This window comes from Lysinibacillus odysseyi 34hs-1 = NBRC 100172, assembly GCF_001591965.1.
Lineage (GTDB): Bacteria > Bacillota > Bacilli > Bacillales_A > Planococcaceae > Lysinibacillus_B > Lysinibacillus_B odysseyi.
This window is the reverse complement of record NZ_BCVX01000002.1, coordinates 463,517-479,881: the sequence shown is the minus strand read 5'-3', so window position 1 is coordinate 479,881 and position 16,365 is coordinate 463,517. Positions and strand designations below refer to the sequence as shown.

Sequence of the window (16,365 nt, the reverse complement as noted above, 5' to 3'; positions counted from 1 at the left end):
AGACGAACAATGACGAACGATTTAAACCATCCTCTACCAGAGGAACAACCGAAAAAGAGAAGACAGACAAAACCGGAACCGGTAGAACCGGCCAAAGACAACGGTGACAAACAAAAACGCTGGGTGCGGCTTCGACTTCTGCCGATTTGGCTGCGGATTATCATCGTGTCTGTCCTATTTTTGGCAGTGGCGATTATTGGTGTGATTTTCGGCTATTCGGTTATTGGGGAAGGAAGTGCCGGTGATGCCCTCAAATGGGAAACATGGCAGCATATCCTCGATATTAAAAACGGTAAAGAATAAGGAGTTCGCGCTGTAATCGGCCGGGCTCCGGCTTTAATCGCCAAATGAGGTCACATACGTGGGAGAAATCGGATCATACATAGTTCATGATAGGGGGATTCAAATGTTAAGTGCAGAACAGATTCAAGCCATTTTACCGCACCGCTATCCTTTTCTTTTTGTAGATCGTATTACAGAACTAGAAGAGGGAAAACGAGCTGTCGGTATTAAAAATGTTTCGATCAACGAAGACTTTTTCAACGGTCACTTTCCAGGCTACCCGGTAATGCCGGGCGTGCTGATTGTAGAAGCGCTGGCACAGATAGGCGGAGTGGCTTTGCTGAATGCTGAAGGCAATAAAGGACGTCTAGCATTTTTAACAGGCATCGACAACTGCCGCTTTAAACGCCAAGTTGTACCCGGTGATCAGCTGCGCCTGGAGGTAGAATTCATTAAGCTGCGCGGTCAAATGGGAAAAGGCAAAGGAACTGCTACCGTGAACGGAGAGCTTGTTTGTGAAGCTGAAATTTTATTTGCACTAGGGCCAATTCAGGAGTAATTTGCTTTTATAGAATAAAAAATATAAAATAAGAAGGTTGAAGTTCACGATTTTTAGGACACGTAGGTTTGGCTTTACAACGTAGGAGGTTTTAAATAGATGTATAAAGAACTGTCTTCAGGCGTCAAAATAAGCATTACCCGTTCTATCTCAACGTCTTTTGAGTCGTATTTGGCGAGTATTGGCTGGGATGAAGATAAATTCTCGATGGAAGATTTTGTCGCTAGTTGGCAAAAATATTTTATGGAAAATGCGGCTTGGTTCGATAAAGTGCCGCAGGAAGTATTAATGAGTCATGAATTCCATGAGGAAATGGCGAAAAAAATCGACGAGGTAATCGCAAAGATTTTGAACGAAAAGCCAACAAAAAAACAAATCGAGTCAATCGAAAAAATGCAAAAGCAATTGGGTACGAGCTATACGTTCCATTGCAAGGCGGAAGCCGCTTATGTGGAGCAACTTTTAAAACAACAATTAAAATAGATTCTTAAGTTTAGGATAGTTCCCTCTTTTCCCGGGCACTCTACTGTTGACTACCTTGTAGTTAATCATGAGGCGAGAAAGGAGGGGATTTTTTATGGCAAAGTGGAAATTCGGTTTAGCTGTTGTGTTGATGACAGGTGCATTAGCAGCATGTAACAATAACAATAATGACGACGAAACACCGGCGGAGGATCAAGGTGCAAGCGACATTGTGACACCACATGATGATAATGGCATCAATGGCATCAATAATGATTATAATGGCTCTGAAGGTCTTTATATGAATGATGACAATGCCAATGTCGATACACCGACATCCAACAAAGACTATAACGGCAACAATGGGGCTACCTCTAACGGAGGAAATGATATGAACGGTGCTGGAGGCAACAATGGCCAGACTGGCAATAACGGCACGAATAACAATGGAGGCCCTGATGCCGGTATTAGAGGAAATAACGATAATAACGATAACAACGTTCTTGATGAAGCGGCTACCGATGTAGATGATGCAGCTGATCGAATCGTTGACGATGGGAAAGACATCGTAGAAGATGCGAAGAACCGTGTCGACCGAGATACAACTCGATAAAAAAACAACAAAAGCGCGGCTGCGAAATGGCAGTCACGCTTTTGTTACGTATTTTTCAGTTTCGGGCGTTCCTTCATCCCGCGCTCAAAACGTGTAAGCAGCTCGTCATTCGGAAGACCTTCTGCAATCAGCTCCTGCAGTAATAGCTCTGCATAACGTTTTCGCTGCGCTTTTAATGTCCCTTTGCATAATACCGATACATAGTCGCCGATTTCTACGATTTGGTTCACCACAAGGGAAAACGGTGCCGGCTCATTATCCGGAAACGAAATAACGGCCCTTGCTTCAAACACCTCATGGGAAGCAAGCAACGGATTAAATACCCCCCGGTGCTCATCAGCAATATACAGCTCCAGAATCCAGGAGTTATGGCTGTTTTCCTGATTGATAATAATACCATCCGTTAATGGGATGCTTTGCGTGCTGCCATCTGCTTTAAGCAAATCAAACGCTAGCATTTTAAAGGTTTTCATCCTTCTTCACCCCCATTTTCCTTTTAGGTTATTATACCATACCGAATGGTAGGAAATTCGAAAAATCGGGCAATTTATCAAACATAGGCATATTGGGTATTGTTGGTACAATATGCCTAATTCATTAATTTGGACAGGCTACAAAATATAGATTTAGATAGCGAAAGAATGTCCAAATCTTCATTTCCGCGCTTTGCCACGGTGCCCCCTTCTCCCTTATGATGGCTGTAGTGAAGGGAGGTGAAGATATGAATCAAGTCGGGCTCGTCGGACGATTGACTAAAGATCCGACTCTGCGGCAGCTATCTGATCAAAAAGTAACGGTAAGCTTTGTACTTGCCATTAACCGCAATTTCCGCAACAGCCAGGGCACAGTCGATGCAGACTATTTGTTATGCATCGCATGGGGGAAGCTGGCGGAACGCATTGCAACCTATTGTGGCAAAGGGTCGCTTGTCGGCATCAACGGCCGGCTGCAATCCAGTTCTTATGTGAATAAGGATAATATCAGAGTTTACAATACAGAGGTCGTTGTCGAGGATGTCCGATTTTATGCCTTGAAGCAGCGGGAAGGGCAGCCTGCGATAAAAGCTTCAAACCAGGCAGGACAAGATGAGGTAGATGTAGCAGCGCATTTTGTGCTTCCTTCTGAGGATGAGGAAGCAAATGCAAAACCAGTGACAATTTAACACGCAATTGCAAGAAGGTAAACAGCAAAACGAGTTGCTTTTCGTTACAGCAAGTCAATGTTCAAATCAAATCTGTAAAAACGACTGTACAATGATTGACCCCCACACAAATTAATACCGGCATATTCGCTATCTATGCCGTTATTCTCCTAATTGACAATTGAATAAAGAAAAGAAACCGATAAAGAGCCTTTCATGCGTGCGGCATAAAAGGCTCTCCCTCTTTTTGAGAAAACTTACTTATGTGTTTGTATTGCTTGGATAATCGGTAAAAGGCGCTTTTAAGTTCAAGAATTTCTAGGGAAAAAGTATTGATTCGCGCAATGGGCGGCCCAATTCGCGCAATAGCTCCCTGAATTCGCGCAATACACCTCGAAATCCACGCAATAAAAAAGCCTCCCTCAAAAAAGAGAGGGAAGGCCAAGTATACAAAAACTATTTCAGAACGGCGGTATCGAGTGTCATTAAATCCATCAGCTCGGCATCATCAAGCTCGGTTAACCACTGACTGGATTGGATGAGTTCTTCGGATAGAGCCGATTTAACCGCAATCATTTTATCGATTTTTTCTTCGATTGTCCCAATCGTAATAAATTTATGCACCTGCACAAACTGGGTCTGGCCGATGCGGTAGGCGCGGTCTGTTGCCTGGTTTTCAACAGCCGGGTTCCACCAGCGGTCAGCATGAAGTACATGGTTGGCGGCAGTAAGGTTCAATCCTGTTCCTCCAGCTTTCAATGACAGCAGGAAGATCGGAAATTCTCCACTTTGGAAGCTTTCCACAAGGCGGTCCCGCTGCTGCTTCGGCATACTGCCTGTCAAGAACGGTACATCAATATCATACAGCTCTGAGAAGCAGTGCTGCAGCAGTTGTCCCATACCGATATACTGCGTGAAAATAAGGCACTGCTCACCGTTTTCCACTATTTCTGCGGCAAGCTGGACGATCCGCTTTACCTTTACCGACCGTTCCAGCTCAATGCGTGCTTCCTCAAACGGCTCTTTTAAATAAAGGGCAGGGTGATTACATAACTGCTTCAGCTTGCTCAGCATTTTTAAAATCCGGCCCTTTTTCTCAAAGCCTGTTAACTTTTCGAGCTGGGCAAGTGTATCTTCAATGAACCCTTCATATAGTGCCGCCTGTTCAGCTGTAAGTGGACAGAATTCCTGTGTTTCCTGCTTATCCGGCAGATTCAGCATTAAATCAGGGTCCCGCTTTGTACGCCGCAATAAAAATGGCTTAATTTTCATACGGAGCACATGTTTATGCTTTTCGGAGTCGTCCTTTTCAATCGGCAGGATGAACTGCTCCTGGAACTTACCGAAGCTGCCGAGATAGCCTTTATGCATAAAGTCAAAAATGGCCCATAGCTCGGATAATCTATTTTCTACCGGTGTACCTGTAAGAGCGATATGATGGGCACCCTTTAGCTTCCGGATCGACCGCGACTGCAGCGTCTGCATATTTTTGATGTTCTGGGCTTCATCCAGCACAACTGCTGACCAATCCGTATACTGCAGGAATTCGGCATCCTGCGAAATCGTTCCGTATGTTGAAAGAATGATGTGTGGACGTTCTTTATTTATAAATTGAGCGAACTCTTCATCCTTCAACCGGTTTGCACCGTAATGGGTATGCACTGTCAGCGTTGGGGCAAAGCGGGCAAGCTCCTTCTGCCAGTTGCCAAGAACAGAAGTCGGACAGATGACAATTGTCGGTTCCTCTGTTTTTAGTGTGTCGACCATGTATAAAATATAGGAAATAAGCTGTACCGTTTTCCCGAGTCCCATATCATCTGCAAGGCATGCACCGAACTTTTGCTCACGCATAAAGACGAGCCATTCATAGCCCTGCTGTTGGTACGGGCGCAGCTCTGCGTGAAGATTCGGTGAAGGCGCGATATATGGCAGTCCCTGCTTATGCTGCAGCTGCTCGATATAGCTTTGCAGCGACTTTTGCATTTCAAAAGCAAATAATGGGTCATCACGCTCGGCATCATCCGGGTCTTCAAGCGGCTCCATTAATGTTTCGGGCAGCTCCTGGAATAACAGATCCCGTACCGTCCAGTTTTCTTCTTCTGCCTGGTTCATCAGCTCGCGCATTTCATTCAGCCAATTCGCATCAATGCGGAACCATTCTGTGCCAATCCGGACAAATTCACGCTTTTCCTCGACAAGCTTCCGGAACTGCTCGGCAGACAGCTCCTCGCCGTTCATGGAAAACTGCCAGCGGAACGTTAAAATATCATCGAGCCCGGCTGTTTTTCTTGCCGAAGTATTCCCGGCACTTACCCGTACCTTCATTTTCGACTGCTTCAGCTCCTTCAGCCAGGCCGGCAGAATGATTTCAAAGCCGAGTGCCTGCAGCTTTGCCAGATCATGCTGGAGGAAGTGTCGGACATCTGCATCCGCCAAGCGCAGATGAAGGAAGTAGTTAGGTGACGGTGCATGGTTTTCAAGCGTCAATAGGGCAGTGATTTGATGTTGCAGCTGTTCAATATCCGGGGCGAGATCAGCCCATTTTTCAGGAACAGCCATTTCAATCGGTAGTGTCCGTTTGCGGATTGCAGGCGTCCAGTGCTTCATAGAACCCGGGGCAAGCAGTACTGTTTCAAGCAGCCAGTCCTCCTCATCCTCAAGCGGCTCACTTAAGCGAAGTGCAACCTGGACATTCCCGGCCAATCGTTCTGTTTGCAGCGGCCAGCCGCCGTTTTGGAAATATGGCAGGAGAGCCGGCACGTCATCAAGTGTTAAGCCTGCTTTAGATAATCGCTGTGAGGCAGCCTGTTCAAGCAGGTTAGACTGGTGATTGTTAAAGGTAAGCCCGTCTTCTGTTAGATGGGCATCGTGCCAAAAGTCGCCGGTCTGCCATGCGCTGAGCACTTCTTCGATTTGCCCAAGTATCTCCGCTGATAGGGCATCTGCCGGCTGGAACCGGAGAAGCGGATGCCGGTACCGTGGAGACAGCACATCAAGCAAATCAGCGGCCGGAACGATTAAGTCGCGTTCGTCTGTCTTGGCAGCCAGTCCGTAAAAGTTCGGCTCGTATCTGTAGTAAAGCAATTGTGCCCAGTTTTCTGCAGCATGGATCAGCCCGTCCTCATTTAAGGCAATCAGCGAATAGTAGCCGGGTCGAAACTGTTCAATCTTTAAACGGAGCGTCTTTACAAATGGTGCTGTTTCAATCATTTTGTTTTGTTACTCCTTTAATGTAATTGTGCCTTATCGAGTTCTTCCTGCAGGGCGCGCCGCCGTTTAAACTGTGTCCTTACTGTCTCGATATAATCAGTAAAATAAGTTGTCTTGCCTGCTTTTTTTGCGGCCGATTTCATCTGCTTCCAGATGCGCACTGCCTGCTTATAGTTCATCCGGGATTTCTGCCGGATCTCCTCCATCGCATAATGGTGGTAAAGCGGCAGGGCGGCGGCAGGTTTTTCAGATAGCACCTGCTTCAGGCCGATCGATTCCAAATAAGGAATAGAAGAGGAATACAGCTGGTGAAGCGCCGTCCATTCCTCATACTTTTCTTTTTGCAGCAAATAGTCTGAGTACGGCTGGATGCCGTAGCGGCCGAATGCTCCGTAAAGCAGCAGCTCCTCTGTTTCCGTCAGCTCGATTTCAGCATATAAAAGATTTAGGCTGTTGGTAAATTGCTGTCGCCTGTGTGGCGGAAGCATTTGATGAATATACTGGTGTAAATGGGGCAGCATCGCCTTTAAAATAAGTGCGGCTGTATTTTTTTCTCCTATATTAAAAGCAAAATGGACAATTGCTTCATAAAGTGAAATATGGGCGGCATCAAATTGTGTAAGATGTCTCTCAGTTGCTCTTTCATCTTTTAAAAGTATATAAAAAACAAGCTGTATAATATCAAGCGGGATATCCGGCGGGCTGTCGATCTTTGCCAGTGTGTCCAACTCCTGCGCAGCACGCTTTTTATCATTGAAAATATGCTCCCAGCACAGAAGGAAAAAGTTGATCCGTAAGTGCGGCATGCCCCCCTCCTGCATCAGAAGCTCACGTACGCTTTTCTGCATCGCATCATAAAACGGGTCTGTTGCAAACAGACGGGATTTGCTGCTCAGCTCATGAATCAAATCCTCCGCGTATTCATAGCGCTTATCAATCGCATATTGGAAGTAATCCGACTGAATGGGCGAATCAGTTGCAAGAAAATGCGCCCATAATTTGTTCAGCACGGCAAGCTCGGTATACAGCTTGAAAATCGGCTGCCACTCACGTTCAAGCGGTGTATAGCGGCGGAGCTTTGTAAAGGCATTGTCGAGAATGGACGGCACCAAATAGCTCTCAGTCCGGCGGCCGGCAGGAAGAAGATGTGCCATTACCTCATCCACCATCCGGTCCCAGCTTTCAGGTGTACGCTCTGCAGCCAGCTGATTCAGCTGAACTGACTTTTCCGCCCGCCATTTTGACGCCCAGTCCTGCACAGAACCGTAATACTGGTAAAGACCAAGCAATGTGCCGAGCTGATGCCGGCAAAGCGGCTGCGGGCATGTGCAGCTGGCCTGCTGGAACCGAAAGTCTATCGTCACCTCGGCCGGACGCACATCCTGCACAACAGTAAACAATTTCTCGACAGCTGTATTATAGCGCTCAAATAGAACGGATTTATTGCGTACTGAAAAGACCGCACGACGCACAAGCTCCTCATCTTCCGCTGATGAAGGATGGAGCTCCTGCGTATATTTCTCTAACTCTCTATTAATAAAATCGGCATTGTTCCGTGCAATAGCAGGAATGGAAAGCCCCATAATCTATCTCTCCTAAAAAAGTCGTTCCTTTTATTATAACGTGAATTCAATCCGCACGTAAACGCGGGAGATTGGAAATGGAAAAACAGATGAGGAGGAACTTTCTTTTCATTGAAGTTTGAAACAGTATGAGTATGGGCATAATAAGTAGTAAATAACACAGCAGTTTTTGCAAAAGCAATTGTCACACTACTATGACCCATCAAATTCTATATTCCGATTGATAGTGTATTAAATGACTAGCCATATACGCCTGAAAATCAGGCCAAACAAATACGCAGGGCCAGTATTATTTTAGAGGGCTAAAGAATACGTTAACTACTAGGAGGGTATCGATATGATTACTGTGCAGTTCATGAAGCCGTTTTATACAAAAGTATCGGGAACGAAACTACGTCTTGTGTTTGCTTACCAGTATTTCTCGATTACAAAGGACGATGAAGTGTACCATTTTATTCCGATTGAAGGCAAGGAAATGATCGTCAACCTGAACACAATGCAGGTGGAAAACATGTCGGAGGTATTCGTGTTCCAGCGTGGCAACCGATTTATCCGATTACCGCTATATCAGCTGCTGCTTGTATCCAATGTCCATGAGCACCTCATGCCGATTTTAGAAAACTCTGCAGGAGATATCCAGCCGGTGAAAGCAGAAGCGGATGAGCTGGATACAGAAATTGCCGAGCTGATCCACACACTGGAAGAATCGAACCTGTCCCGTCTGATCGATGTAGCACTTGCTGACCGCAATGAAGAACTATTTTATGACTTAATGACACAAAAGGAAAAATTAAACGGAGGCTATGCAATGTGAGCGGCTCCTCTGCCTGAAAACACCGATGAAAAACATTTCCTCGGTGTTTTCTTATACTACAAAAGAATAGAGGAGTACTTTTTCGCTCTAAAATAACAGAGCGAATGGCGTCCGTAATAGAAAGCATGTGGTTTTCCGAATTATTATAGTAGAAAATATTTGAAAAACAATACTATTCAACCTATACTTTGGTTAGATTCATGTAATTTGGATGAATCTTTCCTCAACCCATATTTGCCTCTTTTTGCTACGGCGGAAAGAGGGCTTTTTTATTTGGGAGAGATAGATTCATGATGGGGTAGAAGGGCAGTTTGTTTTTAGTAAAGGGTGGAGAAGACCCTTTAAGAATATGGATAGAAAAAACAGATCGCAAAGAATACTTGAGCGCTCTCTTTACTCCGAAAAAAGCTTTCCTCCCAGGATTCACCAACGTTTAAAACCAATTCATTTGTCCACTTCCTAAGCTGGATAAAATTTATTTCCCACAATCGGCGCAAAGTTGTATACTATAAGGTAGTTCTTTTAGAGCGGGCTAGTGAAAAAGCTAGTGGAACCTATACAAAAGTTTCAGGAACTAAACTACATTCCTAGACGTTTATAAAATAAGTATCTATTCTTTTTCGAATTTGAAAGGAAGTCAAAGCAATGTCAAAATCAATTTGTGTCGTTGGGCTTGGGTATATCGGTCTTCCAACGGCAGTCATGTTTGCAAATCACGGTGTGAAGGTACACGGCGTTGACGTGAATCCTGCAGCTGTGAAAAGTATTCAAGAAAAGCAATTGCATATCGAGGAAACGGGCTTGCAAGAGCGTTTAAATAAAGCAGTCGATGAAGGGTTCTTGACTGCATCGACGACTCCGCAGGAAGCGGATATCTTCATCATCGCTGTACCGTCTCCGATCAATCCGGACAATACAGCAAACCTTGAGTACGTACGCCAGGCGACAGCATCAATCGTCCCTTACGTAAAGCCGGGCAATCTTGTTATTTTAGAGTCGACAGTACCACCAAAAACAGTTGAACATATTATGCTGCCAGAGCTTGTGAAAACGGGCCTTGAGATTGGCGAAGAGCTATTTGTAGCCCATTCACCAGAGCGCGTTATCCCAGGTCGTGTATTCGAAGAGCTTGTGAACAACGACCGGATCGTCGGTGGTATTAATAAAAAATCTGCCGAGTTGACAAAAGAACTTTACGAAACATTCGTACAAGGTACGATTCATTTAACAGATGCAACAACAGCAGAACTAGTAAAAGTTATGGAAAACACATACCGTGATGTGAACATCGCATTTGCGAATGAACTGGCGAAGCTTGCGGAAAAGTTAGACGTGAATATTTGGGAAGCAATCAAATTCGCGAACTACCACCCACGCGTAAACGTCCACTTCCCAGGTCCAGGGGTAGGCGGTCACTGTATCGCAGTTGACCCATGGTTCTTAGTGGAGCTTGGTGGCGAAACAGCGCAGATCATTCACTTATCACGTAACACAAATGATTCCATGCCTAGCTACACAGCGCAAAAAACGCAAAGCATCCTGAACAAGGCCGGCATTGCAGGTGCAACAGTGGCAGTACTTGGACTAGCATTCAAAGGCAATATTGACGACATGCGTGAAAGCCCGTCAACAATTGTCATTGACGAACTGCAAAAGCTTGGCCTGAATGTCGTATCATTCGATCCGCACATTAAGGAAAACAAGCACCCAACACAAACGCAAAACCTGGAGGAAGCAACGAAAAACGCAGATATCCTCCTATTCTTGACAGATCACAATGAATTCAAGACAATTGATGTCACTTCGATTCAAGCGAAAAACAAAATTGTTTTCGATACGAAAAACTGTCTGGACCGCGGTGCTTGGGAAGCAGCAGGCTTTGAGTTCCACTTACTGGGCGACGCCAAAAACTAAAAACGACAGGAAAGCAGGGTGCATAAGCGCGCTGCTTTTCTTTATGATGGGTAGACTTCTTATAAGAAGATATCTGTATACCAATAATGAAGAGAAATTATATATAGGAAAGAAGGTACCAAGATGAAAGAAACAGTCCTGGGTATCCAGGTAAATACGGAGAACTATGATGAACTGATTCCAAAAGTATTCGAACGCATCGAAACAAAGCAAAAGTCGCTGATCGTTGCGATCAACCCGGAGAAGATCATAAAAGCAAAAGAGGACCCGGCATTAAAAGCACTATTAAACAATGCAGAATTTCAAATTCCAGACGGGATCGGTGTCATTCTCGCTTCCAAAATCCAAAAGGGCCAAATTACATCACGCGTAACAGGCGTAGATATGATGCTTCGACTATGCGAAGAAGCTGCTAAAAGACAGAAGCCGATCTTCCTGTACGGCGGTAAGCCGGGTATTGCAGATAAGGCAGCAGAAAAGCTGCAGGAGCTTTACCCAGGTATCCAGATTGCCGGCACACAGGACGGGTATGAACAGGACAATCAAAAGGTCATTGATAAAATCAATACGGCAAAGCCCGACCTGTTATTTGTCGCCATGGGCTCACCGAAGCAGGAAAACTGGATCAATGCAAACCGAGGTCAATTGCATCCGACTATTTACCAAGGCGTCGGCGGTTCGTTTGATGTATTGGCAGGCAATGTAAAGCGGGCTCCGGAGGCGTTCCAAAAGGTTGGTATGGAATGGTTCTACCGCTTAATTAAAGAACCGCATCGTATCAAACGTCAGATTAAGCTGCCATTATTTCTACTGGAAGTGGCAAAGAATAAGTCATCAAAATAAAGTCCGGAAAATAAAAATCTGTTTAATTATGACATTAAAAATTATTTATGTAATATTTGTAATAATACATTGTTCTTTTTCAAAGGAAGTGCTACACTGTAAATGATAGTAAGATTTCCTCTTATTAGGTATAGATTTAATTTTTCCCTGCAAGGAAACGGTTGGTAGCCCACTTGCCATTCATAAGTGGTTGTGAATGGCACGCAAAAGGCGGATCTGTGAAAAACAGATCCGCCTTTTGTTGTTTTAGGAGTGATTTTTTTGACGAAAGATGTCGATAAATCGCGTCCTATCAATCTTTTTGAAATTTCATTAATAAAGAGGGTAAGAGGTGCATATATGTAAAGGGTGCCTATTTTTATTATGAAAAAGTGTTTGAAAAGTCAAAAAGTATTGCGATTATATGATATTTATTGCAACTATTTGACAAAAAATATGAATTTTACAGAAATCGCTGTCTTTTCATTTTCATTTATGGCATAATGTAAAAGATTCCAAGTTACCCGTTTATATGGAAGATTAATATGTTAATTGGATAAAATATAGTTACTTATGTAACTATTACCAAAAAACAATTGACATACCAAATATATACTTATAAACTTTAGTGTGTACTTAGTTTTTCACACTGATAGTTTTTTAGTGTGGGTAACTAGATTATTATCGATATTCGAGGAGGAAATTTTCAATGGCTAACCAACCAAAGAAATACAAAAAGTTTGTAGCAACTGCTGCAACAGCTACTTTAGTAGCATCAGCGATCGTTCCTGTAGCTTCAGCTGCATCATTTAAAGATGTATCTGAAAACAACGAATTCGCTCCATACATCGACGCATTAACTGAAGCTGGTATCATTAACGGTTACGCTTCAACTAACACTTTCCAACCAGGAGCAGCATTAACACGTGGCCAAGTTGTTAAAATGCTAGGACGCTGGGTTGAGTCTAACGGTGTTGCAATTCCATCTGACTGGAACACAAAAGCTCGTTTCACAGACGTACCAGTAAACTCAAAAGACCAAGAATTAGTTAAGTATGCTGCATTAGTAGCAGACGAAGGCGTATTCGGTGGTGCTGCTGGTAAATTAATGGCAGGTAACAACATCACTCGTCAACAAATGGCTAAAGTACTAAACGGTGCTTACGCTGCTGTTAACGGACAATCTTTAGTAGAAATCGCTGAAGGCGTTGACAACGTTCGTATTCCGGACTTATCAAACGCTCGTGCAGAGTTCGAAGATGCAATCCAAGCGTTAATGGATCTTGAAATCTCTTCAACTTCAAGTGGCAACTTCCGCCCATTAGAAAACGTAACTCGTGCACAATTCGCCAAGTTCTTATATAACACAATTAATTTCGAAGCTTCTGATGTAGCTCCATTCGAAATTAAAGCAATCAACAATACAACTGTTGAAGTAATCTTCCAAGAAGATATCGAAAGCATCGATAAAGTTAAATTTGAGATTGATGGTTTAAAAGTTACAAATGCAGTTGTAAAACAAACTAGCAAACGCACCGCGGTATTAACTACTGAATCACAAAAAGGTGGTACAGAGTATACTGTTAAGGTTGACGGCGAAAAAGCTGGTACATTCGTAGGTATCGCTGCAGTAGTACCTTCAAAAGTAGAATTAGTATCTTCTTCTGTACAAGGTAAATTAGGCCAAGAAGTGAAAGTTCAAGCTAAAGTAACTGTTGCTGAAGGTCAGTCTAAAGCTGGTATTCCAGTAACATTCAACATACCAGGTAACAATAACGATGCTGTTAATCCAACAATTACTGGTGAAGCATATACTGATGAGAATGGTATCGCAACATATACTTATACTCGCTATACAGATAAAACAGATGCAGTAACTGCTTATGCTACTGGTGATCGTTCTAAGTTTGCAGTGGGTTATGTATTCTGGGGCGTTGATACAATCTTAACAGTTGAAGAAGTAACTGCAGGCGCAACAATTAATAATGGTGCGAACAAAACTTATAAAATCACTTATAAAGATCCAAAAACTGGCAAACCGGTAGCTAACAAAAAATTCAATGTTTCTGTCTTAGAAAACATCAATGTAACAGCTGACAAGTTACAAAACGTTTCTGTAAATGGTGTTAAAGTTGCTCAATTAAGCAACAATACGAATACAGAAGTAGCACAAATTACTACTGACTCAAAAGGTGAAGCAACATTCACAGTTTCTGGTACAAATGCAGAAGCAACTCCAGTAGTATTTGAAACACACAGCACAACTACAAATGGTGTAACTACAGATAGTAAAAAATATGATGCTTCAGATTTACAAGCAACGGCTGCTAAAGTTAATTTTGCAGCAGTACAAGCAGAGTACGCTATTGAGTTAACTCGTGATGGTGGCGAAGTTGCTGCAACTGGTGAAGGTAACGGTCGCGAATATAAAGTAGTTGTTAAAGATAAGAATGGTGCAGTAGCGAAAAATGAAACTGTAAACATCGCATTTAACGAAGATCTAGACCGTGTAATTGCAACAAATACAAAAGCTGGTTTTGTAAACCCAGACACTGATAAATTCTATCCAACTAGTGGTAATGGAAATACAAAATCTCAAATTTCTGTTAAAACAGATAGCAAAGGTGAAGCAACATTTATCGTTGCAAGTGATCTTGTGAATGATTATGCAACACCAATCGCATGGATTGATATTAATACTTCAGATGCGAAACAAGGTCAATTAGACCAAGGTGAGCCAACAAAAGTTGCTCCAATTTCTCACTTCCAAGCTGCATATTTAGATGGTTCAGCAATTAAATCATACAAATCAACTGATTTAACTAAAGTTGTAACTAAATTTGATGGTAGTGAAACAGCAGTATTTGCTGCAGAATTAGTAAACCAAAGCGGCAAAAAAATGTCTGGTATTCCAGTGAAGAAAGCAACATATACAATCTTCAATACTGGCGATAACGATATCACTGTAGATGGTGAAGTTATTTCACCAAACCGTAGCTTAACAAAAACATATGAAGCAACGCTTTCTTCGACAGGAACTGTTGTTACACCAGCTCGAAACTTAGAAGTTAAATCAGTTGACGGTAAAACTACTTCTGTACGTGTAATTGCTACAGGTATTGCAGTTAATACAGATGGTAAAGACTATGCATTTACTTCTAAAGAAGCAACTGCTACATTCACAAATTCACAAGAAGTACCAGCTTCATACACTGGTTATGTGAATCAATACAATCCAGCTGACTCAGGTTCAGACAGCAATTCTTTATGGTTTGCTGGTAAAAAACCTGTGAAATATGCAGGTGTATCAGGCAAAACATTTAAGTACTATGGAGCAAATGGTAACGAAGTATTTGGTGAGACTGGTTGGGAAACATTATTAAATCAATATGCGGCTGATGATCAAACTGTAACAGTATCATATAATGTTGATGGTGATACAATTACGTTTAAAGTGATTAATTTAGTTGCTGCTAACCCAGCTGGAAGTGGCATTAAAAAACTTGTACCAACTACGCCAGCGCCGCCAGTTACTGGAGCATTAACATTAAGTCCAAATACTACAGTAGATTTGACTTCTACTCCTGCTAGTAATTTAACAATTTCTTTAGCAGATGCAGATCTTAACTTAAGTGCAACGGCTGTAGACACTGCAACAGTATCTTTAAAAGATAGTGCAAATGCTACATTATCACTTACTTTACTAGAAACTGGCGCTAATACAGGGGTATTCACTACAACTGTTCAAGCTGGTACACTATCTACTTTAGCTGCTGGTACATTAACAGTTACTTACGCAGATGCTAAAAATGCTGCTGGTGTAGCACAAAATATCACTGCCAATGTAACATTAAAGAAAACTACAGGGGTAATTACTTCAGGCACATTTACACAAGGTGTATTACCATCAGTAGCTACAGCTGCTGAATATACTTCTAAATCGATTGCTGCAGATTATACATTTGCAACAGGGGAGCAATTTACTTTAGATATTGACAATGCTGGTCCTCAAGTAATTAACTTAGCAGGTAAAACAGGAGCACAAGGCGTTGCTGATGCTATTAATGCTAAATTTGCAGGCACTGCGACTGTTTCAGGAGACAAAGTAGTAATTAAATCTACTACAACAGGTGCAGCTTCTGAAGTTGAAGTTTCAACATCTGCAGCCCCTCAAGTATTAAATGCAGTAGTAAATGGTACGGCTGCTGTAACAACAGGTACAGCTGCAACACAAGCCTTCACAATTACTAACCAATTATCTGTTGGTGAAAAAGTAGTTATTGATGGTGTTGAATATACTGCTGTAGCATTTGGTACAACAACAACACCAACAACATTTGTAGTAGAAGCGTCTGCTGGTACACTAGCAACTCCTGCTGTTCAAGCAACAAATCTTGCTGCTGCTATCCAATTAAACACTGCTGATAAGTTTAATGCAGCAGATGACAACGCTGGTACAATTACATTGACATCTACTGTAACACCAGTAGGTACTTCAATTGCTACTCCAGTGATTACTGTTAAATAAGCTATTAACTAATAATAGTGAAAGCTCTATGAGGCGGATTTCCCTCATAGAGCTTTTTGTATACGTCCAGCATGTGTATGATCATCTACTGTAGGTTTTATAGTATTTGGTGGATTTTTACACAGTTTGATCGGTAAGCCTGAGTTCAAAAATAAGTACATCTTTGGGCATGAACGACAAATAGCTAGTGATACGCCGGTTGGTATGCTCCCTAGTAGGTAGATAGATTAAAAATCTGTTTATCGAATGGGGAGTTTTTTTATGCCTGAAATATTATTTTTCCAATATAAAATTAGGATGCTATAATAATTGTAAGATTTTTCATTCAATTTTGATGTAAAGAATAAACATAATAACTAATTTTCATATACTTGATTATTGAGAAATAAGTAATAGAAAGGTGAGCTGTGCTTTATGGATTTTAACATGGATTTTCC

Annotated in this window: 12 protein-coding genes; 9 read left to right on the top strand and 3 right to left on the bottom strand. The window is 42.5% G+C overall.

The window, feature by feature from the left end:
• Positions 1-9: 9 nt before the first annotated feature.
• The 4 genes from BOD01S_RS04980 (at position 10) to BOD01S_RS04965 (ending at position 1,916) form a co-directional block, all read left to right on the top strand.
• Complete coding sequence (locus BOD01S_RS04980; RefSeq protein ID WP_036150775.1) at positions 10-303, top strand: DNA-directed RNA polymerase subunit beta; 294 nt, start codon at positions 10-12, stop codon at positions 301-303.
• Between the two features lie 103 nt (positions 304-406).
• On the top strand, positions 407-841 hold the full coding sequence (gene fabZ / locus BOD01S_RS04975; protein WP_036150773.1) for a 3-hydroxyacyl-ACP dehydratase FabZ: 435 nt from the start codon (positions 407-409) through the stop codon (positions 839-841).
• Positions 842-940: 99 nt separating this feature from the next.
• Positions 941-1,324 (top strand): hypothetical protein, encoded by a 384-nt coding sequence (locus tag BOD01S_RS04970; RefSeq protein ID WP_036150771.1) that lies wholly within the window; start codon positions 941-943, stop codon positions 1,322-1,324.
• Between the two features lie 94 nt (positions 1,325-1,418).
• Positions 1,419-1,916, top strand: a complete 498-nt coding sequence (locus BOD01S_RS04965; protein WP_036150768.1) for a hypothetical protein — start codon at positions 1,419-1,421, stop codon at positions 1,914-1,916.
• 44 nt (positions 1,917-1,960) lie between these two features.
• Here the strand turns inward: BOD01S_RS04965 and BOD01S_RS04960 are convergent, their stop codons facing one another.
• Positions 1,961-2,389, bottom strand: coding sequence for a YwpF family protein (locus BOD01S_RS04960; protein ID WP_036150765.1), 429 nt, complete (start codon positions 2,387-2,389; stop codon positions 1,961-1,963).
• A gap of 248 nt (positions 2,390-2,637) precedes the next feature.
• Between BOD01S_RS04960 and BOD01S_RS04955 the strand changes: the two genes are divergently transcribed.
• The gene (locus BOD01S_RS04955; protein WP_052124694.1) at positions 2,638-3,078 is read left to right on the top strand and encodes a single-stranded DNA-binding protein; all 441 of its coding nucleotides are present in this window, start codon (positions 2,638-2,640) and stop codon (positions 3,076-3,078) included.
• Positions 3,079-3,513: 435 nt separating this feature from the next.
• Here BOD01S_RS04955 and BOD01S_RS04950 read toward each other — a convergent pair whose 3' ends face one another.
• On the bottom strand, positions 3,514-6,267 hold the full coding sequence (locus BOD01S_RS04950; RefSeq protein WP_036150762.1) for a DEAD/DEAH box helicase: 2,754 nt from the start codon (positions 6,265-6,267) through the stop codon (positions 3,514-3,516).
• 17 nt (positions 6,268-6,284) lie between these two features.
• Positions 6,285-7,850: a hypothetical protein gene (locus BOD01S_RS04945; protein WP_036150760.1), complete on the bottom strand. Its 1,566-nt coding sequence runs from the start codon at positions 7,848-7,850 to the stop codon at positions 6,285-6,287.
• 337 nt (positions 7,851-8,187) lie between these two features.
• Between BOD01S_RS04945 and BOD01S_RS04940 the strand changes: the two genes are divergently transcribed.
• The 4 genes from BOD01S_RS04940 to BOD01S_RS04925 all read left to right on the top strand — a co-directional run bounded on the left by BOD01S_RS04940 (position 8,188) and on the right by BOD01S_RS04925 (position 15,928).
• A complete protein-coding gene (locus BOD01S_RS04940) occupies positions 8,188-8,664 on the top strand; it encodes an IDEAL domain-containing protein (protein WP_036150757.1) in 477 nt (158 codons plus the stop codon).
• 645 nt (positions 8,665-9,309) lie between these two features.
• Positions 9,310-10,578, top strand: a complete 1,269-nt coding sequence (locus BOD01S_RS04935; RefSeq protein ID WP_036150756.1) for a nucleotide sugar dehydrogenase — start codon at positions 9,310-9,312, stop codon at positions 10,576-10,578.
• 123 nt (positions 10,579-10,701) lie between these two features.
• Entirely contained in the window at positions 10,702-11,421 is a 720-nt protein-coding gene (locus BOD01S_RS04930; RefSeq protein WP_036150755.1) for a WecB/TagA/CpsF family glycosyltransferase, read from the top strand.
• Positions 11,422-12,109: 688 nt separating this feature from the next.
• A complete protein-coding gene (locus tag BOD01S_RS04925; protein ID WP_036150754.1) occupies positions 12,110-15,928 on the top strand; it encodes an S-layer homology domain-containing protein in 3,819 nt (1,272 codons plus the stop codon).
• The last annotated feature ends 437 nt before the right edge of the window (positions 15,929-16,365 follow it).